The sequence below is a fragment of the Saccharicrinis aurantiacus genome (assembly GCF_947489045.1).
GTDB classification, from domain to species: Bacteria; Bacteroidota; Bacteroidia; order Bacteroidales; family Marinilabiliaceae; genus Saccharicrinis; species Saccharicrinis aurantiacus.
Window position 1 is genome coordinate 52,068 of sequence record NZ_CANLCN010000006.1, and the last position, 19,555, is coordinate 71,622.

A 19,555-nucleotide genomic window follows, 5' to 3' on the forward strand; every position below is an offset into this window, starting at 1 on the left:
TTTAATATATTTAGATTTTGTTATCTTGGATTTTCAGATATAACTGAACTTCTTATAACTAATGATAAAACCTCCTAAAATATTCTTTACTTTTTTGTTGATATGCGCTGTTTTTTTGTGCATTTCAGTATTGTTTCCTTCTGGAGTTATCCCATTGGGCAATCAAAAATTGAGATGGGTATCTCTTAAGGATACGAAGAATTTATTTTATAAAGAGGAAACTATTATTGAGAATAGTCCTAGTGTAAATTTAGATACTTTAATTGTATTAAAAGATACTATAGAGGCTACTGAATTAGTCGATAGTTCCTTAATTCATAAATTCAAAGGCGAGGAAGATTTACAATTAGAATATTCTGATGAGTTTAAGCCGCTTCTTCAAAGTTTTTACTCAAAAATACTAACAGCAAATTCTTCCGGTAAAGTAATTCGAGTACTTCATTTTGGTGATTCTCAAATTGAAGGAGATCGTATTACACGATATTTGCGAGCATCGTTTCAGAAAGATTTTGGAGGAACCGGCCCTGGTTTTATCCCATTATATGACCCACACAAGCACTTCAGTTCTGTTTGGATTAGTAACACTGGTGATTGGAAAGAGCATGCTGTATATAAATACCCCCGTGAAATACCGAATAACGAATATGGTTTAGTTGGTAAAGTTAATACTATTAAGTCGCCGGGTTGGGCATCAATTAAGGTGTCAACAGCGCCGAGTGCCCTACCTTCTGCCAAAGAGTATTACCATTCGCGTATGTTTGTTAAAAATATTGAGAGCCCTTTACTTGTAGATGCCTACTGGGGTAATACTTTAATTAGTTCTGATTCGCTCAAACAAGAATCTGACATAACCGAGATTAATTGGTCTTTTAAACAAACTCCTAAGAGATTTACTGTAAAATTAAACGCTTCAGATAGCCCATTATTTTTGGGGATGACACTAGATAGTTTAAGTGGTATTGCGGTTGATAATATTGCGATGCGAGGGCAATCAACACCGAGGCTTGATAAAACAAATAAAGAACTATTCAAGGCAATGGCATCTCATTTAGATATTGGGATGATCATACTTCAGTATGGCACTAATATGGTTCCTACTGTAGCTAAAAATTACCATTTTTATTACCGAATGCTTTATAAGCAACTTTTAACTTTAAAAGAAACGATACCTAATGTACCTGTAGTTATTGTGGGCGTTGGAGATGTAGCATTTGAAGATGAAGGTAGTGTGAGTTCTTATTCGCATGTTTATGATATAAAAGAAGCACAAAAGAAAGCAGCTGTTGAAGCTGGATTCGCTTTTTTTGATTTATATGAGGTTATGGGAGGAAAGGGAGCTATTATAAAATGGGCAAATGGAGTTCCGCACTTAGCCATGTCAGACTATACCCACTTCAATAAAAGAGGTGGTGAAAAAGTTGCTGAATGGATTTATAAATCAATTATGTCTGATTTTAGTCGGATGAATAGTCAAACCATTGTAAATGAATAAAGTTGATTGATCAGATACTATCCATATTAACTTACAATCCAGAGTCTAGCTTTGTGTATACACATATGGCATTCTGGATTTTCTTTGGCTTTGTATTGCTAGGTAATGCTATCCTATATAAAAAGAGTGTATTACGTAATGCTTTTCTTTTTGCATGTAGTTTGTTCTTCTACTATAAAGCTGGGGGTATCTATTTCGGCTTACTGGTGTTTTCAACAATTATCGATTATTCAATTGGTATAGGGATTTCTAGAAGTAGTAATTTATTAAAGCGAAAAATATTACTAAGCCTAAGTATATTCGTAAACCTCGGTTTATTGGCTTACTTTAAATACAGCTATTTTATATCAGATTTAGTTGCAGAATATTTCAATCTTCGCATTAATATCAATAACTATTATACAAGTTCTCTTAATGCAATATTGGGTACCCACTTTACTGTTTCTGATATTATATTGCCAGTTGGTATTTCGTTCTTTACTTTTCAAACCATCAGTTATTCAGTGGATGTATATAGGGGTAAGGTACAGGCTGTACGAAGTATCATAGATTTTGGATTTTATGTATCATTTTTTCCGCAATTAGTTGCCGGACCTATCGTTAGAGCCTGGGAGTTCATTCCGCAATTACACAAACGATACCAACTAAGTTATAAGTGGTTTTGGTGGTCTGTTTGGTTAATAATGATGGGCTTGTTTAAGAAAATGGTAATTTCAGATTATCTATCAGTTAACCTTGTGGATAGGGTGTTTGATTCACCTATGATGTATAGTGGGATGGAACTTTTATTGGGTGCCTATGCATACACTTTGCAAATTTACTGTGATTTTTCTGGCTATACCGATATTGCAATTGGTGTGGCGCTTCTATTAGGCTTTCGTTTACCACAGAACTTTAATGCACCGTATAAGTCTACTTCTGTTACTGAGTTTTGGCATAGGTGGCATATCTCATTATCATCCTGGTTAAGAGATTATTTGTATATCCCTCTGGGAGGAAATAGAAAAGGGAAGTTTCGCCAAGGCCTTAATTTAATGATTACGATGCTCCTTGGTGGTTTGTGGCATGGGGCAGGTTGGATGTTTGTTATTTGGGGTGCATTACATGGTTTTGCACTTCTTATAGATAAAGTTTTATTGCGAATATCTCATAATTTAGGGTTTCGCTTTCCTAAGATTTTAGGCAGAGTTTTTACGTTTCACTTTATAACACTTACGTGGATTGTATTCCGATCTTCCGATATCGAGTCCTTTAATTTGTTTATCTACCGTATCCAGTCCGCCTTCTCCATATATCCAATAAATTATATATTAGCGAAGCATTCCTTTGCTGTATTTCTAATTTTCATCGGTTTTATGAGTCATTGGCTTCCTGATAACCTTAACCGGTTAATAAAAGTTTCATTTATTAAGTCATCAGTAATATTGAAATTATTATTCATTATTGTTATATCAATAATTGTATATCAATTTAGCTTATTAGAGGTTAAGCCATTTATTTATTTTAGGTTTTAGAAACCTTATGTTATCTAATAGTTTAGCAAACATTGAATAATTGATGATTAGAAATATTGTCATATTAAGATAATATGGCAAAGTTTTTGAGTATTGTACAAGTAAAAAATATACGAGTATGTTAATGATAATATTTATTGGGTTTTTAATATTGAGTTGGTCTGTCAGCTCAAAATTGAAATCAAAGTTTAAGAAGTATTCTAAGGTTAGATTAAACTATGGTTTAACAGGCAGAGATGTGGCAGAGAAAATGTTACGCGATAATGGAATTCATGATGTTAAGATTGTTTCAGTAGGAGGACAACTTACAGATCATTATAACCCTGCAAATAAAACGGTTAACTTAAGTCCGGATGTATATAATGGAAATAGTGTTTCAGCTGCAGCTGTAGCTGCACATGAGTGCGGTCATGCAGTTCAGCATGCTGTTGGATATAGACCACTAGAAATGCGCTCAACGCTTGTTCCTTTACAAAATATAAGCTCAAAAGTTTTAAACTTCATATTTATAGCCATGCTATTTGGAGGTTTCTTATTGCCTCAGTTTATTTCATTTGATTTAGCAATGAAGGTTATTATAGCTTGTTATACAGTTTTTACTGCATTTGCCTTTATTACTTTGCCAGTGGAAATAAATGCAACTCAAAGAGCTCTTTCATGGTTAAACACTAGTGGCATTGCAACAGGGCAGTTGCAAGAGCAAGCAAAAGATGCCTTAAAGTGGGCAGCGTATACATATGTTGTTGCGGCTTTATCAGCTTTAGTAACTTTAATGTATTACGTTATGATGTATTTAGGGAATAGAGACTAAGGTTTTGTAAACGAATTTATATTAAAGGAGCCATCGTAATTGATGGCTTTTTTATTTTATACGCATTCCATTAGTCACAAAAGATAAGCCTTGTTGACCAGTTGTTGATGTCATTATTCCTTCAAAAAATGGTTCTTGAATAGAATCTTTACAAGCCCAATTAAAAATAAAGTTAGCTCCTGTTCCTCCTCGTTTATCATCTTCTTCAATAACAATTTCAACAGTTTCCATTGGAGCAATATATATAGGGGATTTTATATAGCTTGTTAATAACTTTCCCTTGGTAGAATAGTAATCAGCACTAATAATATAAATTGAATCGCTTAGCGAGGTATTTCTCATACTAGCCATTACAGTTAGGTCATATGTGCGTTGTTCATTTCGTTGATATACCTGTGAATATACTGATAGGTAAGTGGATCCTTTGTGATAGGATGAATTAACAGTGGCATTTCTATTATGGTTGACTTTCAGTACATATGATGGAGAATCACTTTTGCCAGGATTACACGAAATTATAATAAGACAAGTAATAACAAGAATTATTTTATTCATAACAAGGATTTTAATTAGGTGTTATTTAACCCGTTTCCAATTCACTGTTTTGCCAATTAATGAGAAACCAATATAACCTTTTACATACAATTTATCACTATCAGTTTTAAACCACATATAGCATTTGTAAGTACTACCTGACTTTGGATCGTAAATTGTACCATCCTGCCATTCTTTATCACCAGCATTGTACTCAAAATCATTCAAGATTTTTAAACCTTCAATATTACGTGATTTTAAGTCATTATCAGGATTTTTAGTATCCTTACGAATATTCCCGTTGTCGTCTTTAGGGTTCAGTAGCCATATTATCTCTCCATAATATTTACCATTAGTAGTTTTACTAATCTTTACTTTAGAGTCATTATCTTGAGTTAACCAAACTCCCAAAATTTCATTGCCTTGAGCAAATATGTTGCTTGATACTAAAAGTATAGTTAAACAGAATAAGATTTTCTTTGCTTGCATACGTATATTAATTTTCTTGCTGATACGAAAATAATATATTTTAAATAAAAAGACGCAAAACTCTTAAAACTTAGAATTCTTAATCGTTTGGTTAACTGGGTAAGTTTTTTGGATATTTTATATAAATTAATCTTAAATAATAGAGCAAAAAAAACTTCCCAACATTATTTATGTGGGAAGTTTAAATTCTAACTCTTCTAAGTAATTGGTTCTTTCTTCTCAGTGTACTAGATGTGTACTTGATTATTAGCCGCATAACTTAATTTACCTTGATTAATCATTGATATTACTGAATTTAGTCCTTTAGTAGGGGAGATGCGTAATACTTTGAATATTTCTCCAATATGCATTGGTTGTTTTTCACTTACAACATCAAAAATTCTTTCTTCTAACTCGGGTAATTTTTTTTCTTTTCGTCTGAACATAATTATTTGTTTTAATTGATTTACTTCTTCTAAGATGTGTTTCTTTTCATACTTCCAATATAGTAAAAAGATTAACTAGTTCGAACTGTCTTTTGTCATTTTTAACACCAAATAACAAACTTTTATAGAATACAATTTTCTCACCCTGCATTGGGATTCTTGTACTTGCGTTAATGTTATGTGTTGGTGTAAAAAGATAATGGTTTAGTCATAAAACATTATGGTTTGACGCAACCATTTAATTTTTTTTTGATCGCTTTGTAATTGCTAATTTGATTGATAATTATGGTTATTAAAATGATTAGAGGAATTGACATTTTGGGCATAGATAGTAATTTATACCTATATTGGAATTGATAATTTTAAACTGTTTGTTATGAAAAATTATAAAAATCTAGTTCTTATAATTCTTATTGGTTTCTTAATGAGCTCGTGTTTACCTGGGGGTGGGAATAATAATATTTTAGAACCAGCTGGTTTTTTTACAGGTATTTGGCATGGTTGGATTGCTCCATTTTCTTTGATTGTTGGTTTTTTTAATGAGTCAATCAGTATATATGAGGTTAATAACACAGGGTGGTGGTATGATTTTGGTTACTATATGGCAATAATATCCGGCTTTGGAGGTCTTCAGTTCGTTAGGAACTCAAAGAAGAAATAGGTTTATATTCGGATTACATTTCCGGTATATGCATATGAAATATTACCAGCTAATTGTTTATTTATTTTTGGAATATTATGAATTCCTGTGCAATGATTGAAAGAGGCATTCTTTATATCAAATTGCTCAAGTGCATTTATTGTATCATTTAGCTGATTTGTTGACGCTCTATTTAAATGTGTTCCTCCTACGATGTGATTTATTCTATTTATATGTGAATGTTTAATAGCTGTTCTTAGCATATTTTCTACCCCATTATGAGCACAGCCGGTAAATACAACTAATTCATTATCTACAATTGATATTGCGAATAATTCATCAGTAAACGTATCAGGGTAGATGGAATTATTGTGTTCAACAAAAAGATAGGTATCCGTGTATTCTTGATTTTTAGGACGATCAATATTTGGTAGAATCCAAAAGTCTTTAAAAAGTTCAAGTGGACTATCTATAAAAATGAATCGTTCGCCTTTAATTTGTGTTTGAATACCAATATTGCGTTCTATAGTTTGAGATTTACTCCATTTTTTTTGAAGGGCCTCTTTTTTAAGTATTACCTTGGCTTTTCTATTTAGCTTTAAAAAAGCCTCTAATCCTCCAGTATGATCGTAGTGTCCATGTGATAGGATAACGTAATCAACATTTCTTAAATCTTTTTCAAGTTTTACAGCATTTTGTATGAATGCATTAGTCTTTCCTGTATCAAATAAGATGGAATAACCAGAATCTTCGATTAAGATAGAAAGCCCATGCTCTGTTCTATACTTTAAGTCTTCTTTATTATTATCTATTAGAATAGTTATTTCCATGATGCGGTTTTAAAGGATACAAATATATAATGCTTTAATGCAGATATTTCATCTGATAACAAATTTTCTTTATATATTAATAAGCAAGCCAGTACACGATTTAAAGTGCAGTTTTACTTGTTAATATAATTAGTTGTAAAATAATTACATACAAAACTTGCGTAAGAAATATATTAACTTACCTTTGTCGCATTAATATTTTTTACAATAAGAAAATGAATAAAGGAACAGTAAAATTTTTCAACGAGTCTAAAGGTTTTGGATTCATTAAAGAAGAAGGATCAAGCAACGAGTATTTCGTACACGTAACAGGATTAATTGATGAAATCCGTGAGAACGACGAAGTAGAATTCGACCTACAAGAAGGAAGAAAAGGAATGAACGCGGTAAACGTAAAAGTAATATAATATATTATTTAAGATTTCTATTAAGCCTGAATGTTATTACATTCAGGCTTTTTTGTTTTTTACAGAATATAACTGTTAGTGCATTCCTATTAATACCCTTACAGGGTGTGGATCATAAACATATTTCTTGTCAAAATCATTAATGAAAATTTCCATCTCTGGAGTTATTCTGTGAAGTGCTTTTCTTATAATACTTTTCGGTATATGTTTATAATATGCTTCGGAAATCCCACCTACAATGGAAGCAACGGTATTGCACCTGTTAAAACCTAAAGAGACTGCTTTTCTAATAGCATCTTCAAAGTTATAAGAGATAAGGAATATTGTGATTGCTGTTGGTGCTATTACTGAAATTATTTCTCGATCTGATTCTGCTTTTAAGTCAGAAATACTTCGATTTAAGTTATAGCCAAATGTATCAGATATATAATCTTTAATTTGTTCTTTTTTGATAGAGCTTTTTGCTAAGAATATACATGCTGCTACTGCTTTTGCAGCCTTAATCATCTCAGGAGTATTATGTGTTAAAAGGGTAGTAGATTCTGCCATTGACATTGCTTGATCAATTGATTCAGCGACAAAACCTATGGGACTAATTCTACGGGTAGCTCCCTCTCGGTAGCTTACATAAGTTGAATCCGTATCTTCATTGTTACACCATTTAATAAAGTTGGTATTATATCCTGCATTAGGATATCTCTCAATCCACTTTTTAGCTGTTTCCTTAAAATTAAGATTATTGATTACAGAGTCAGCTGTAGCTAATGTTAACACTGTATCGTCAGTGAAGGATGATACAGGTTTAAAAAGTTGGAATTCGGTGGTTAATCTTTTATCTGTATTAAATGCAGATCCGATAATATCTCCAATTATTGCTCCTTTCATAGGATTAGTTTAGAAGTTTAATATGAATGTAAAGTTATGATTAATGTCATTAATTTACGAATGTAGATATTTATTGCCATAAATAAAAATAACGACTATGTACACTAGTAGATAATTTTGATTATTTTCCTTATGGTTGATAAATAGAACTCTATACTATGTGTAAAATTCTGCAAACGATACCATATGAGATCTGTTTGAGCCTATTTTAATATTGTCTTGTTTGATGGGTATTTGAGTAAAGTAGATCCTCTATTTTATTATTAACTTGTAATGGCTTGGGTTAGACACATGCATTTACTGAGATGCTATTTTTGTTCTGTAAAATGTTTCTTAGCTTCTTCTATCGGCACTATATTGCCATTGAGGGTAGCAATAATAAATGAATCAGTAAATCCAATTTCTTTCATCTTAATAAGAAACTCGTTCGCCTTATTTAGGTTTTCGAATGATCCAAGTGTGTAATGATTTATTCGATTGTATTTCTTCTGATTTAGAGAGACTAAATTCTCAGAGTATTTATCGAGGTCGTTTGATTTAAAGGCGCCAAATTGAACTTTAAATCGATACCCTTTTTCAGCAACTATGCTTGCCTTGGTTTTTACTAAAATATCAATTTTCTTATTTAAAAAATCGACAGAATCTTCAAGCGAGTTAATCTTAAAGTTATAATTGTTATTTTTAATATTATCCTTTGGGGTAAATGATATGGTACCAGTTACATGGAGCAGGAAAAATAATATGATTGTGGCTATACCTATAAAAATTATTGACTTTCTTAAATCACTAATCTTTTTCAGGTTTTTAGTCTCGTTTTTTCTAAGACGTACCAACTCTTTTTCAAGAGCTTTCTTTCGCATTTTATTTTTCCAATCTTGATGTTCTATCTCCTGTGGTGTCATTTTATATAAATGGGAGTCTTAAATATGCTTCAAAATGTAAAAATATAAATTATTGCAACAAAACTTCACCTTATATTAGTTTAATAGGTAGGCTTCTTATTATTTATTTTATTTCGTTGTTTAATATCTCAAGAATGCTTGGATAAGTATTTTCATAAACTTTTTCTAATTCGTCATGATTCAACCATACAGCTTCTTGGATATCTTCTTCTAATTGAGGAACTAGATCTTCATTGCCAGAATATTCCATTCTGTACCAATAGGTTTTTTTTAGTGCAATTTTGTTCTTTAATGGATATGTATGATAGGTAGAAACCAGAGGTTTGGTTATCTTTAAGTTAGAAATACCACATTCTTCTTCAACCTCTCTTAATGCAGTTTCATCGATGCTCTCTCCTTTTTCGGCTTTTCCTTTAGGAAGATCCCATTTGTCTAATCTATTAATAAACAGAATTCGATTTTCGTTATTAAAAACCAGTCCACCAGCAGCTTCTATGAATTTAAAATAATTACAAAAGACAGTATATAGTTCTTCTACGTCATGGTGGTAGATAAATGCATTCTGAATTTCTTCACGTTGAATAAAATTATCAATAAAATCAAATAACTCTTTCGAGTTTGAGTATTTAAAAATAGCACCAAAGTTGTCGCTTAAATCGCGATCTATATCATCGGTTAAAAAAACAATTCTATCCTTAAAAAAAACTTTATACATTTGCACTATGGAAAAAGTATCAGAAATAATAGCAAAACAATTGTTGCAAATTAAAGCAATTAAATTGCAACCAGCAAACCCATTTACATGGGCTTCAGGATGGATTTCGCCAATTTACTGCGATAACCGCAAAACACTTTCTTATCCTGAGGTTAGGGACTATATTAAAGAGCAATTTGCAGCTCAAATTAAAGAGCTTTATGCAGATGCAGATGTTATTGCTGGCGTTGCCACAGGAGCAATAGCTCAAGGTGCATTGGTTGCTGATATATTAAACAAGCCTTTTGTTTATGTTAGGTCTTCTCCAAAGGGACATGGTTTGGAAAATCTTGTTGAAGGTGAGTTAGTACTTGGAAAAAAGGTTGTTGTAATTGAAGATCTAATTTCTACAGGAGGAAGCAGTCTAAAAGCTGTTGAAGCTATTAGGAATTGTGGTTGTGAAGTTATGGGAATGTTAGCAATTTTTAGCTATGGATTTCAAGTAGCAAGTGATAATTTTGAGAAGAATAATGTAGAACTTACTACTTTAAGTAATTATCAAACTTTAATTGAAGTTGCTGCTCAAACTGGTACAGTTTCCGCTGATGATGTGAAAGCATTAGGAACATGGAGAACTGATCCTGCAAATTGGGGTAAATAATCTTTATAAAATATTTAGTACTCATTTTGTATTGTGATTATACAAAATGAGTTACTCTTATACTTCATTGATGACTAAATTTGAGAGTGAGATAAAGAAGGTGTCTCAGAGTGATGAAAAAATTTTTAAGTTCATATCTGATTTTAATAATTTTGAAAGCCTTATACCCCAAGATAAAATCAAAAACTGGCAGAGTACAGAAGATACCTGTAAGTTTTCTGTTGATGGGATTGGTGATGCTGGATTAAGAATAGTTGAAAAACAGGCATCTACTACAGTAAAATATAGCACCGATGGTAAGGTGCCATTTAATTTTTTTCTGTGGATTCAGTTAAAGCAAGTGGCTGAAAATGATACGCGTATTAAACTTACTATTAAAGCAGATTTGAATCCCATGATGAAAATGATGGTAGGAAAGCATGTGAAAAAGTTTTTAAATATGCTAGGTGATGCAATAGCTAACTATGGTGGTTATTAAAGAATAAACTCAACTTCTTTAAAGGCATATGACTTTTCTTCGTTATTAGATGATTGTAATATCAAATGTCCATAGGGACTAATTCCTAATATAGATGCTTTAAATAAGCCATCCTCGTCCTTAAATTTGTAAGTACCCGTATTACGGAATAATGAGTTAAAATATTCAGTGTCAATATCAGTATGATCATTATTGCGTAAGCGCTGATATTGTTCTGATATCGATGTCAATATTTCAGCTAAGAATTTTGTAATATCAGTTTCTGAATTAATAATTTGCTTTAACGAAATTGGATTTGGGGCATCGCTAAAAAAATTAGTCTGATTTATATTAATTCCAATCCCAATTATTGAAGTTCCAATTCTGTTTTGAATAAGGCTATTCTCTATCAGTATTCCTGCTATTTTGCTATCTTGGTAATAAATATCATTGGGCCATTTAATACAGAATCCCTTTTTATATCTGTTTAAAACATTTATTATTGCTATTGATATAGCTTTCGAGATAATAAATTGATCTTGAATTTCAATAAAGCCTGGTCTAAGGAGTAAGCTAAATGTTAGGTTTTTAGAATCTTCACTTTCCCATTTGTTATTACCTTGACCTTTTCCTTTAACTTGACTTTTTGTACAAACTACATAAAATTCATCAAAACTATTTTCTAATAACTCGTGTTTTAAAAATATATTTGTTGAATTTAGCTTTTCGTGCCATTGTATCTTAAATTTAGGAGTGTCTGTCATATATTGCATTATTTAATGTCAGGTTGACATAAATTAATAATTGTCATATTTCTAGACAAAAGTACACGTAAAATTGAAAATAAAAAAAGTAGTATCTTTACACTTCCGAAGCAGTAAAGCTGCGTAGGCCCTGTGTTGAAAGAAAATTAAAACATTTATAATTGATGATAAATAAAGAGGATTTGACTTCGAAGCATTTAGTAGATACCGTTGTAGAAGGCATTCAAGAGAAAAAAGGCACAAATATTGCTATTTTAGATATGCGTAAAATTGATGGAAGTATCTGTCAGTATTATGTTATCTGTGACGGAGATAGTACTACACATGTTAGTGCAGTAGCAGATTCGATTCAAGAGTTTGTAAATAAGGAATTAGGCGAAAAAGCATTAAGTATCGAAGGAAAGCAAAACGCTGAGTGGGTTTTGGTAGATTTTGTAGATGTAATTGTTCATGTATTCCAGCGTGATGTGCGTGGGTTTTATAACTTAGAAGGGTTATGGGCTGATGCTGAAAGAACAGATATAGAAAACTTATTCTAAAAAAGATTAAAATTATTTTATCGGATGGCTAAGGAACAAAAGCAACCTAATGAACCGTTAAACACAGGAGGCGGTAATAACAATAAACTGCCCAAATTCAATGGTTATTGGATATACGGGGCGATATTACTCTTATTTATCTCTATCTTTTTCATGAATCAAAATGAAAGTGTAAAGAATGTAGATTATGGGGTTTTTAAGACTAAAATTTTGCCATCAGGTGATATTGAAAAAGTTACAGTAATAAAGAACCAAGGTGTTGCAGAAGTAACGCTTAAAAAGGATGCTTTAAGTAATTATAGCGAAATACTAGGTGAGAATTTTGATGAAACAGTTTCAAATGGGCCTCAGTTAAGGGTTAGTATTCCAAGTGTAGATAATTTAACAGAAGCTATTCAACAGGTTAAAACTGAAAAAGGAATATCCATTGATGAGTCTTATGAAGAGCGATCAAACTACTTAAATGAAATGGTTGGCTTTTTGTGGCCCTTAATTTTGTTACTAGTTGTATGGATTTTCATATTCCGCAGAATGGGTTCTCAAGGCGGTGGTGCTGGCGGTGGCAATATTTTTAATGTTGGTAAATCTAAAGCAAAGATGTTTGATAAAGAATCAAATATCAACGTGAATTTTAAAGATGTTGCTGGTTTAGTTGAAGCAAAGACTGAGTTGGAAGAAATTGTTGAATTTCTGCGCCGACCTGAAAAATATACAGAACTTGGAGGTAAGATCCCGAAAGGAGCTTTGCTAGTTGGACCTCCGGGAACTGGAAAAACATTGCTTGCTAAGGCCGTTGCTGGTGAGGCTAACGTACCTTTTTTCAGTATGTCAGGTTCAGATTTTGTTGAGATGTTTGTTGGTGTTGGAGCTTCTCGAGTAAGAGATTTATTTAAGAAAGCAAAAGAAAAATCGCCATGTATTGTGTTTATCGATGAGATTGATGCAATTGGTAGAGCGCGTGGTAAAAGTGCTAATATGGGTGCTAATGATGAGAGGGAAAATACCTTAAATCAATTATTAACAGAAATGGATGGTTTCGGAACCAATTCAGGAGTAATAATTCTTGCAGCTACCAATAGAGCAGATATTCTTGATAGAGCTTTGATGCGTGCTGGTCGTTTCGATAGACAAATTCATGTTGAGTTGCCAGATATTACAGAGCGTAAACAAATATTTGAAGTTCATTTACGCCCACTAAAGTTAAGTGATGATGTTAAAGGAGATTTCTTAGCAAAACAAACCCCTGGTTTCTCAGGAGCTGATATTGCCAACGTTTGTAACGAAGCTGCATTGATTGCTGCTCGTGGAGATAAGAAAATTGTTGAGAAAGAAGACTTTATGAATGCTGTTGACAGAATTGTTGGTGGTTTAGAAAAGAAAAATAAGATTATCTCAATAGAAGAGAAAAAAGCCATTGCTTACCACGAATCTGGTCATGCATCAATAAGTTGGTTACTTGAGCATGCACATCCATTAGTTAAAGTAACAATTGTTCCTAGAGGAAAAGCTTTAGGAGCGGCATGGTATTTACCAGAAGAGCGCCAATTAACAACCACAGAGCAAATATTGGATGAGATGTGTTCTACTTTAGGTGGTAGAGCTGCAGAAGAGGTTGTTTTTGGTAAAATAAGTACAGGAGCATTGAATGATCTTGAAAAAGTAACCAAGCAAGCTTATGCCATGGTTAGTTATTATGGTATGAGTGATCAAATTGGAAATTTAAGTTTCTTCGATTCAAGTGGTCAAAACGAATACGGTTTTACAAAACCATATAGTGAAACTACAGCTCAGTCTATTGATGAAGAAGCTCGTAAAATTATAGAAACCCAATACGAAAGAGCAAAGCAGATTTTAGTTGATAATAGAGAAAAACTAAATGAATTAGCAGAGCTTCTATTGCAGAGAGAAGTAATTTTTGGTGAAGATTTAGAGTCTATCTTTGGAAAATCTAAGGGAAAAAGACATATTATTGATTTAGATGAAGAGGCAGTAGTGAAATCAGATTCGAAGGAGTTGCCTAAACAGGATGAATCAACGGATGAAATAAAAAGTGAAATAAATGAGTAACTCGTCTAGAGAGAAAATATTATCACGCATAAAGGAATCAATGGAAGAGGGAAGGGATTATACTTTCCCTCTTTCCGATTTTGATAAGCATGAGTTTCCAATGCCTGAGGATTTGTTGTTAACTTTTAAAAATGAGTTGGAATCTATTGGAGGGCATGTATCATTGTGTAATGATAGTTCAATAATAATAAGTGAAATTGAACAATTAATCTCTAAAAAAGGGCTAGAAACGGTTTTCTGTTTAGATTCTGAAATTAAAAAGTTAGCTCAAGAACAGAAAATTTCACTTACTGATGTTGATGCTGACTTTAATAATATGGAAGCAGCAATTACGAGATGTGAATATTTAGTATCTAGAACTGGTTCAATAGTAATAAGTTCAACACATGAGTCAGGAAGAAGACTCAACGTCTTTCCACCAATTCATATTGTAATTGCAGCAAAATCGCAATTGGTTGCTTTTCCTACGGATGCATTAAATCTGTTAGAAAATCGATTTGGACGTAACTTTCCTTCTTTAGTTTCGTTTATAACGGGCGCAAGCAGAACTGCAGATATTGAAAAAACATTGGTTATGGGAGCACATGGACCTAAAGAATTGTTTGTTTTTATCGATGAAAGTAGATAATAGTTTACTTAATTGCTTAATTTTGCACGGAAAGATCTGAAATTAATGAATAACTTTTGGCAACGTACCATAACAGGTATATTATTTGTTCTTATTATAGCAGGAGGAATATTTTATAGTCCTGTTTCTTTTTTTGTAGTCTTTTTTGCAGTAGTTATACTTGGGACAACGGAATTGCATAAACTATTAAAGGGTGGAGGTATTGAACCTTCGTTTTTTTTAACTGTATTGTTGTCGGTTTTTGTTTATGTAGCCTCATTTTTGGTTAACTCTGGCATTTCAGACCCAAAGCTTTTCTTTTTATTGATCCCAATCTCAATGGGAATATTTATTACTGAACTGTATCGTAAAAAGAATAACCCTATTGGTAATATAGGAGGTACTTTACTAATTGCCTTGCTAATAGCAGTGCCGTTTTCTCTTTTAAGTAAAATTGCGTATTTAAGCGGGACTTATAATTTTAGAGTACCCTTGATAATTTTTATTTTGGTTTGGCTAAATGATACAGGTGCATACCTGTTTGGTGTATCTTTGGGTAAACACCGATTATTTGAAAGAATTTCCCCCAAAAAGTCTTGGGAGGGCGCCATAGGAGGATTTATGCTTACTTTGTTTGCGGCCGGTGAAATTTATATACTTTGGCCAGCTATGTCTTTGATTCATTGGTTAGTCTTATCAGCTTTAATATCTGTAGTAGCAATCTATGGAGATCTGTCTGAGTCCTTATTGAAAAGGAGCCTAAATGCTAAAGATTCCGGAAACTTATTACCTGGCCATGGCGGTGTACTAGATCGTTTTGATGCGGTTTTGTTCGCAATTCCAATAACTCTCTTTTTTTTAATTTATTTTGTTAATTAATTCCCACTATAAACATGACAATTCATAAAGAAGGATATTCCACTATTCTAGTTTCGTTCATAGCTTTGGCTATAATAAATTTGGGGGTGTATTTCTTATCATCACAAAGTTTAATAATATCCTTAATAAGTTTAGGATTGAGTTTTATATTATGGCTTGTAGTTGTTAACTTTTTCCGTAGCCCATTACGTGTATGTAAAATACAGGATGGAACGGTAATAGCCCCAGCAGATGGTACTGTAGTTGTAATTGAGGAGGTTGAGGAACCAGAATGTTTGAAGACAAAATGTAAACAAGTTTCAATATTTATGACTCCATTGAATGTACATGTTAATTGGTTTCCAATGAGTGGAGTTGTGAAATTTGTGAAGCACCATTCAGGTAGGTTTATGGGAGCTTATTTGCCGAAATCATCTACTGAGAATGAAAGAACAACCGTTTTAATTGAAGATAAGTCAGGCAAACAAATTGTTGTAAGGCAAGTTGCTGGTGCAATGGCGCGTAGGATTGTTTGTTATGCTGAGAACAATACTACAGTTGCTCAAGGAGCACAAATGGGTTTTATTAAGTTCGGATCAAGACTTGATCTATATCTACCCTTAGATGCTGATATTAAGGTTGATTTAGATGAGAAAGTAACAGGTACTCAAACAATAATCGCTCAACTGTAAAGGGAATAGGATAATTATAAAATGAGAATGGGTAATATGAACTATACATATTACCCATTCTTATTTTATTCAATTGAAATCTTTTATAACCGAATGCCCATAAATAGAACATCATCTATTTGATCGCAATCACCCATCCAATTAAGGAAGTTATCTTTAACAATTGAACCTTGGTTTTGCATTGGTTTATTATGTATTTCGTGCAGTAGCTTTTTGACTCCACTTTTCATAAACTTCTTCTCATTCGGCCCTCCGAATTGATCAGTGTAGCCATCAGAGAATAAGTATATAATATCACCTTTATCACAATTATATTCGTAATTAACGAACCTTGAACCTGTAGTTAGTTCATCATCACCAATGCTTCTTCTTGTTCCATTATAAATAGTAAGTTCGTCGTTTATATATAAAAATACAGGGCGCTTGGCAGATGCTAATCTTACCTTATTAGTATTTAAATTTATTTCTACAACAGAAATATCCATTCCATCTTTAGAATGCTCATCACCACCCTTCTGTAACAGAACTCTAATATCATTATCTAACCTTTCTAACATCTCGGCAGGTGAATTAACGTTAGGTAGCTTAAATATGTCATTAAGTAGTGTAGATCCAATCATAGACATAAATGCGCCAGGAACCCCATGTCCAGTACAATCAGCACAGCATAATATAAATAGGTCTTTTGTTTTCTTAAACCAATAAAAATCGCCACTAACAATATCACGCGGCTTGAAGAATATAAACGATTCTGGGAAAATATTTTCAAATTCACCTAGAGGAGGGAGTATAGATCTTTGAATTTTTTTGGCATACGTTATACTATCAGTAATGTCTTGGTTCTTTTGTTTAATTTCTTCATTTTGTTGACGAAGGATAACTGTTTTTGAAGCTACCTCTCGGGCAAGATATTCATTTTGGGCTTTAATTTTACGTTCTCTAAACATTATAATGAATCTAATGCTAGCTATTATTGCAATAACTACAAGGACGTAGAACCATAATTTTTTCCAAAAAGGTGTAGCTATAATTATTTTAATGCTAATTGGTTTACTGGTTTCAACATTGTCTGCATTTTTAGCCATTACTTTAAAGGTATACTCACCATCCGGAAGGTATTCATATTCTCGGAAGTTTGTTAATCCAAGGTCTATCCAATCATTTGAATCGGGGTCACTTTTCTCTTCCATTTTTATTTTGTAAGTCACATCAGAAGGAGACTTAAAGCTAATACCCGTAAACTCAAATTTGAGTTTGTAGTTTTCGTTACCATATGGGTAAGGAAGTTTGATGACTTTCTGATTTATATATGATTTGCCAGAAATTAATACATTGGTGAAGTTTAGCATTGGCGGAACAAGGTTTTTCTTGTCTCTATCTGGAAAATATTTAATAATTCCTTTGCTCGAGGCAAACCAAATATTTCTATCATTGTCTTCCCAAAGCTTATAGAAATCGCTTCCTAAATTATCGGCGAAGCCAAATTGTCTGATTTGGTTAGTATTTAAATTAATAGAACTGATACCTGGCCAATGGCAAATCCATAATTGATCATTCTTATCACATATTATATCATAACAATAGTTTTTGGTTAATCCATCAGATATTGAAATTGATTCAAGATTATCGTTATTGTATTTCAATACTCCTTTTCCAATTGTTGATAACCAATAATTACCTTCTCGATCTTCAGTCATTCCTGAGACGTTGATAGGGGTTTGTGCTAATTTATGAATTTCAATATTGTTATTATCTATTTTACAAATCCCGCTTGATTTAGGACCGATCCACATTTTATTGTTCCTATCTACATAAATGAAATTAATGCAGTTATGTGGCAATCCCCTTTGTGTTGTAAGTTTATCAATAGCTTTAGTTGTTAAATTAATTATAAAAAGCCCTCCAACCGTTGCTAAAACAAGTTTACTGTCAATAATTTCAATATCGTTAATTTTATTATCTATAATATTGTTTGAGTAGTTATAACGATTAAAATTTAATTGACCTGTTTTTCTGTAATACAAGCCTTTGTTTAAAGATGAAACCCATAGGGTACTGTCTTTATCGTATTTGAAACCAGTGATTCTGTCATTAGGAATTCCAAGAGCACTATCGTAATATTCGTGGTTTGTAAAGCAAAATTCATCAGCTTTTAATATACCATTATCCAAGCCTATCCATATGTTATTATTGACGGATAATACTGCTACCGCTTTATGTTGCTTGAACCCTATATTCTCAAGATCGTAACGAATGAACTTATCGTTTAATAATACTGAGATCCCACTACCGTACGTTGCAATCCAATAGTTACCTTCTCTATCGGTGAGTATTTGCTTGATAAAGTCATGGTTTAAACCATTGGCTTTCGAAAACTGATATGATTCTCGAAATGACTGTTTCGCTGAGTCGTAAAAAAGTTTAATTACTCCGTTACCCCATGTTGCCAACAACAGATCTCCATTATCATCTTCAAAAATATCTATAATGTTTTCTTCTTCAATATTAAAAGCAATGCATAAATTGTTATTTGCTACGTGCGATGCTGTTTTTTTATCGTATTTGAATAAAAAGAATCCACTGTCTTCAGTGCCAATCCAATATTCTCCTTCAATTGCTCTGCGTTTAACAATTGAGTTGATGTTTGTATAAGCTATATCTTCTATGGTTTCAATGTTCTTTGGAAATCCATTAGAGTCGAGGTGTAATAATTCTAAACCATCGGATGTACCTATTAAAATACTAAAGGCATTTATGGATTCTAAGGAGTAATATAATTTATCTCCGAATAGTTCGGAATTAAAATATGATGTGATTTCTTTATTTGGGGTGATCTTAATAAGTCCATTATTTTGAACAGTAGCCCATATGTTACCTAATTCATCTTCACAAATATCGCGTATCGGGCTTGAAGTCTCTAAGTCCGATTTTATTTTATGGAATTTGTTATTCTCATAATAAGATATCTTCCCATTCTTATGACCTACCCAGAGAGTGTTCTTGTTATCAACATATAGAGAATGAACAAAATCAGAGCTTAGTGAATCATTAACAGTATAGGTTGTAAAATCTAAACCATCATACCTTACAAGTCCTTCGCCAGTTCCTATCCAAAGGTACCCTTTATGATCTTGAGTTAAACAATACACAAAATTTTGCGGCAATCCCATGTCAGAATCAAAATTCTTAAAATCGAGGGATTGTGCATTGCTGCTTACGGTAGCACAAAGCCAAAATAATATAGTGCAGCATAGGGTAGATATTCTTTTTATGTATTGCATGAACTA

General features: G+C 32.5%; 21 protein-coding genes. 12 read left to right on the forward strand and 9 right to left on the reverse strand.

Annotated features, from left to right (window positions below):
- Window positions 1-115: 115 nt before the first annotated feature.
- The 3 genes from QMO11_RS08640 (at window position 116) to QMO11_RS08650 (ending at window position 3,817) form a co-directional block, all read left to right on the forward strand.
- Window positions 116-1,492, forward strand: coding sequence for an SGNH/GDSL hydrolase family protein (locus tag QMO11_RS08640; protein WP_282036915.1), 1,377 nt, complete (start codon window positions 116-118; stop codon window positions 1,490-1,492).
- A 2-nt stretch (window positions 1,493-1,494) separates the two neighbouring features.
- Entirely contained in the window at window positions 1,495-3,006 is a 1,512-nt protein-coding gene (locus QMO11_RS08645) for an MBOAT family O-acyltransferase (protein ID WP_282036916.1), read from the forward strand.
- A 118-nt stretch (window positions 3,007-3,124) separates the two neighbouring features.
- Window positions 3,125-3,817: a zinc metallopeptidase gene (locus QMO11_RS08650; RefSeq protein ID WP_068474749.1), complete on the forward strand. Its 693-nt coding sequence runs from the start codon at window positions 3,125-3,127 to the stop codon at window positions 3,815-3,817.
- A gap of 51 nt (window positions 3,818-3,868) precedes the next feature.
- On the opposite strand, the gene QMO11_RS08655 is transcribed toward QMO11_RS08650, so the two are convergent.
- The 3 genes from QMO11_RS08655 to QMO11_RS08665 all read right to left on the reverse strand — a co-directional run bounded on the left by QMO11_RS08655 (window position 3,869) and on the right by QMO11_RS08665 (window position 5,265).
- Complete coding sequence (locus QMO11_RS08655; protein ID WP_282036917.1) at window positions 3,869-4,372, reverse strand: DUF3124 domain-containing protein; 504 nt, start codon at window positions 4,370-4,372, stop codon at window positions 3,869-3,871.
- A 21-nt stretch (window positions 4,373-4,393) separates the two neighbouring features.
- Window positions 4,394-4,840: a DUF2147 domain-containing protein gene (locus QMO11_RS08660; protein ID WP_282036918.1), complete on the reverse strand. Its 447-nt coding sequence runs from the start codon at window positions 4,838-4,840 to the stop codon at window positions 4,394-4,396.
- A 227-nt stretch (window positions 4,841-5,067) separates the two neighbouring features.
- Window positions 5,068-5,265: a hypothetical protein gene (locus QMO11_RS08665; protein WP_068474738.1), complete on the reverse strand. Its 198-nt coding sequence runs from the start codon at window positions 5,263-5,265 to the stop codon at window positions 5,068-5,070.
- 376 nt (window positions 5,266-5,641) lie between these two features.
- Between QMO11_RS08665 and QMO11_RS08670 the strand changes: the two genes are divergently transcribed.
- Window positions 5,642-5,926: a hypothetical protein gene (locus QMO11_RS08670; protein WP_282036919.1), complete on the forward strand. Its 285-nt coding sequence runs from the start codon at window positions 5,642-5,644 to the stop codon at window positions 5,924-5,926.
- 2 nt (window positions 5,927-5,928) lie between these two features.
- On the opposite strand, the gene QMO11_RS08675 is transcribed toward QMO11_RS08670, so the two are convergent.
- Window positions 5,929-6,735 carry an MBL fold metallo-hydrolase gene (locus tag QMO11_RS08675; RefSeq protein ID WP_282036920.1) on the reverse strand — a complete coding sequence of 269 codons (807 nt, stop codon included), beginning with the start codon at window positions 6,733-6,735 and terminating at the stop codon, window positions 5,929-5,931.
- Between the two features lie 215 nt (window positions 6,736-6,950).
- On the opposite strand from QMO11_RS08675, the gene QMO11_RS08680 reads away from it, so the two are divergent.
- Window positions 6,951-7,142, forward strand: a complete 192-nt coding sequence (locus QMO11_RS08680) for a cold-shock protein (RefSeq protein ID WP_068474729.1) — start codon at window positions 6,951-6,953, stop codon at window positions 7,140-7,142.
- A 75-nt stretch (window positions 7,143-7,217) separates the two neighbouring features.
- Here QMO11_RS08680 and QMO11_RS08685 read toward each other — a convergent pair whose 3' ends face one another.
- From QMO11_RS08685 to QMO11_RS08695, 3 genes are all read right to left on the reverse strand, one after another.
- Window positions 7,218-8,027 (reverse strand): ADP-ribosylglycohydrolase family protein, encoded by an 810-nt coding sequence (locus QMO11_RS08685; RefSeq protein WP_282036921.1) that lies wholly within the window; start codon window positions 8,025-8,027, stop codon window positions 7,218-7,220.
- A gap of 308 nt (window positions 8,028-8,335) precedes the next feature.
- The gene (locus tag QMO11_RS08690; RefSeq protein WP_282036922.1) at window positions 8,336-8,929 is read right to left on the reverse strand and encodes a hypothetical protein; all 594 of its coding nucleotides are present in this window, start codon (window positions 8,927-8,929) and stop codon (window positions 8,336-8,338) included.
- Window positions 8,930-9,032: 103 nt separating this feature from the next.
- Window positions 9,033-9,644, reverse strand: a complete 612-nt coding sequence (locus QMO11_RS08695) for an NUDIX hydrolase (protein ID WP_282036923.1) — start codon at window positions 9,642-9,644, stop codon at window positions 9,033-9,035.
- A gap of 7 nt (window positions 9,645-9,651) precedes the next feature.
- On the opposite strand from QMO11_RS08695, the gene pyrE reads away from it, so the two are divergent.
- On the forward strand, window positions 9,652-10,284 hold the full coding sequence (gene pyrE / locus QMO11_RS08700; protein WP_282036924.1) for an orotate phosphoribosyltransferase: 633 nt from the start codon (window positions 9,652-9,654) through the stop codon (window positions 10,282-10,284).
- A gap of 70 nt (window positions 10,285-10,354) precedes the next feature.
- Complete coding sequence (locus QMO11_RS08705; RefSeq protein ID WP_282036925.1) at window positions 10,355-10,762, forward strand: SRPBCC family protein; 408 nt, start codon at window positions 10,355-10,357, stop codon at window positions 10,760-10,762.
- Here QMO11_RS08705 and QMO11_RS08710 read toward each other — a convergent pair.
- Entirely contained in the window at window positions 10,759-11,505 is a 747-nt protein-coding gene (locus tag QMO11_RS08710; RefSeq protein WP_282036926.1) for a biotin--[acetyl-CoA-carboxylase] ligase, read from the reverse strand. The genes QMO11_RS08705 and QMO11_RS08710 overlap by 4 nt on opposite strands.
- Before the next feature lie 164 nt (window positions 11,506-11,669).
- Here QMO11_RS08710 and rsfS point away from each other — a divergent pair, with 164 nt between their 5' ends.
- From rsfS to QMO11_RS08735, 5 genes are read left to right on the forward strand one after another with little or no spacing between them, the layout of a single operon-like run.
- Window positions 11,670-12,044, forward strand: coding sequence for a ribosome silencing factor (rsfS, locus tag QMO11_RS08715; RefSeq protein ID WP_282036927.1), 375 nt, complete (start codon window positions 11,670-11,672; stop codon window positions 12,042-12,044).
- Window positions 12,045-12,068: 24 nt separating this feature from the next.
- Entirely contained in the window at window positions 12,069-14,111 is a 2,043-nt protein-coding gene (ftsH, locus tag QMO11_RS08720) for an ATP-dependent zinc metalloprotease FtsH (RefSeq protein ID WP_068474707.1), read from the forward strand.
- Window positions 14,104-14,739 carry a LutC/YkgG family protein gene (locus QMO11_RS08725; RefSeq protein ID WP_282036928.1) on the forward strand — a complete coding sequence of 212 codons (636 nt, stop codon included), beginning with the start codon at window positions 14,104-14,106 and terminating at the stop codon, window positions 14,737-14,739. The genes ftsH and QMO11_RS08725 overlap by 8 nt, the downstream gene beginning before the upstream one ends.
- A 45-nt stretch (window positions 14,740-14,784) precedes the next feature.
- Window positions 14,785-15,597, forward strand: a complete 813-nt coding sequence (locus QMO11_RS08730; protein ID WP_068474701.1) for a phosphatidate cytidylyltransferase — start codon at window positions 14,785-14,787, stop codon at window positions 15,595-15,597.
- A gap of 14 nt (window positions 15,598-15,611) precedes the next feature.
- Window positions 15,612-16,268, forward strand: coding sequence for a phosphatidylserine decarboxylase family protein (locus QMO11_RS08735; protein WP_282036929.1), 657 nt, complete (start codon window positions 15,612-15,614; stop codon window positions 16,266-16,268).
- Between the two features lie 83 nt (window positions 16,269-16,351).
- On the opposite strand, the gene QMO11_RS08740 is transcribed toward QMO11_RS08735, so the two are convergent.
- Window positions 16,352-19,549, reverse strand: a complete 3,198-nt coding sequence (locus QMO11_RS08740) for a two-component regulator propeller domain-containing protein (protein WP_282036930.1) — start codon at window positions 19,547-19,549, stop codon at window positions 16,352-16,354.
- Between the last annotated feature and the right edge of the window lie 6 nt (window positions 19,550-19,555).

Coding starts and splice junctions, on each gene's coding strand:
- QMO11_RS08675 (WP_282036920.1), bottom strand. CDS start 6,735: ATGGAAATAACTATTCTAATAGATAATAATAAAGAAGACTTAAAGTAT.
- QMO11_RS08690 (WP_282036922.1), bottom strand. CDS start 8,929: ATGACACCACAGGAGATAGAACATCAAGATTGGAAAAATAAAATGCGA.
- QMO11_RS08735 (WP_282036929.1), top strand. CDS start 15,612: ATGACAATTCATAAAGAAGGATATTCCACTATTCTAGTTTCGTTCATA.
- QMO11_RS08725 (WP_282036928.1), top strand. CDS start 14,104: ATGAGTAACTCGTCTAGAGAGAAAATATTATCACGCATAAAGGAATCA.
- QMO11_RS08660 (WP_282036918.1), bottom strand. CDS start 4,840: ATGCAAGCAAAGAAAATCTTATTCTGTTTAACTATACTTTTAGTATCA.
- QMO11_RS08730 (WP_068474701.1), top strand. CDS start 14,785: ATGAATAACTTTTGGCAACGTACCATAACAGGTATATTATTTGTTCTT.
- pyrE (WP_282036924.1), top strand. CDS start 9,652: ATGGAAAAAGTATCAGAAATAATAGCAAAACAATTGTTGCAAATTAAA.
- QMO11_RS08740 (WP_282036930.1), bottom strand. CDS start 19,549: ATGCAATACATAAAAAGAATATCTACCCTATGCTGCACTATATTATTT.
- QMO11_RS08655 (WP_282036917.1), bottom strand. CDS start 4,372: ATGAATAAAATAATTCTTGTTATTACTTGTCTTATTATAATTTCGTGT.
- QMO11_RS08685 (WP_282036921.1), bottom strand. CDS start 8,027: ATGAAAGGAGCAATAATTGGAGATATTATCGGATCTGCATTTAATACA.
- QMO11_RS08705 (WP_282036925.1), top strand. CDS start 10,355: ATGACTAAATTTGAGAGTGAGATAAAGAAGGTGTCTCAGAGTGATGAA.
- QMO11_RS08710 (WP_282036926.1), bottom strand. CDS start 11,505: ATGACAGACACTCCTAAATTTAAGATACAATGGCACGAAAAGCTAAAT.
- QMO11_RS08650 (WP_068474749.1), top strand. CDS start 3,125: ATGTTAATGATAATATTTATTGGGTTTTTAATATTGAGTTGGTCTGTC.
- ftsH (WP_068474707.1), top strand. CDS start 12,069: ATGGCTAAGGAACAAAAGCAACCTAATGAACCGTTAAACACAGGAGGC.
- QMO11_RS08670 (WP_282036919.1), top strand. CDS start 5,642: ATGAAAAATTATAAAAATCTAGTTCTTATAATTCTTATTGGTTTCTTA.
- rsfS (WP_282036927.1), top strand. CDS start 11,670: ATGATAAATAAAGAGGATTTGACTTCGAAGCATTTAGTAGATACCGTT.
- QMO11_RS08680 (WP_068474729.1), top strand. CDS start 6,951: ATGAATAAAGGAACAGTAAAATTTTTCAACGAGTCTAAAGGTTTTGGA.
- QMO11_RS08665 (WP_068474738.1), bottom strand. CDS start 5,265: ATGTTCAGACGAAAAGAAAAAAAATTACCCGAGTTAGAAGAAAGAATT.
- QMO11_RS08695 (WP_282036923.1), bottom strand. CDS start 9,644: ATGTATAAAGTTTTTTTTAAGGATAGAATTGTTTTTTTAACCGATGAT.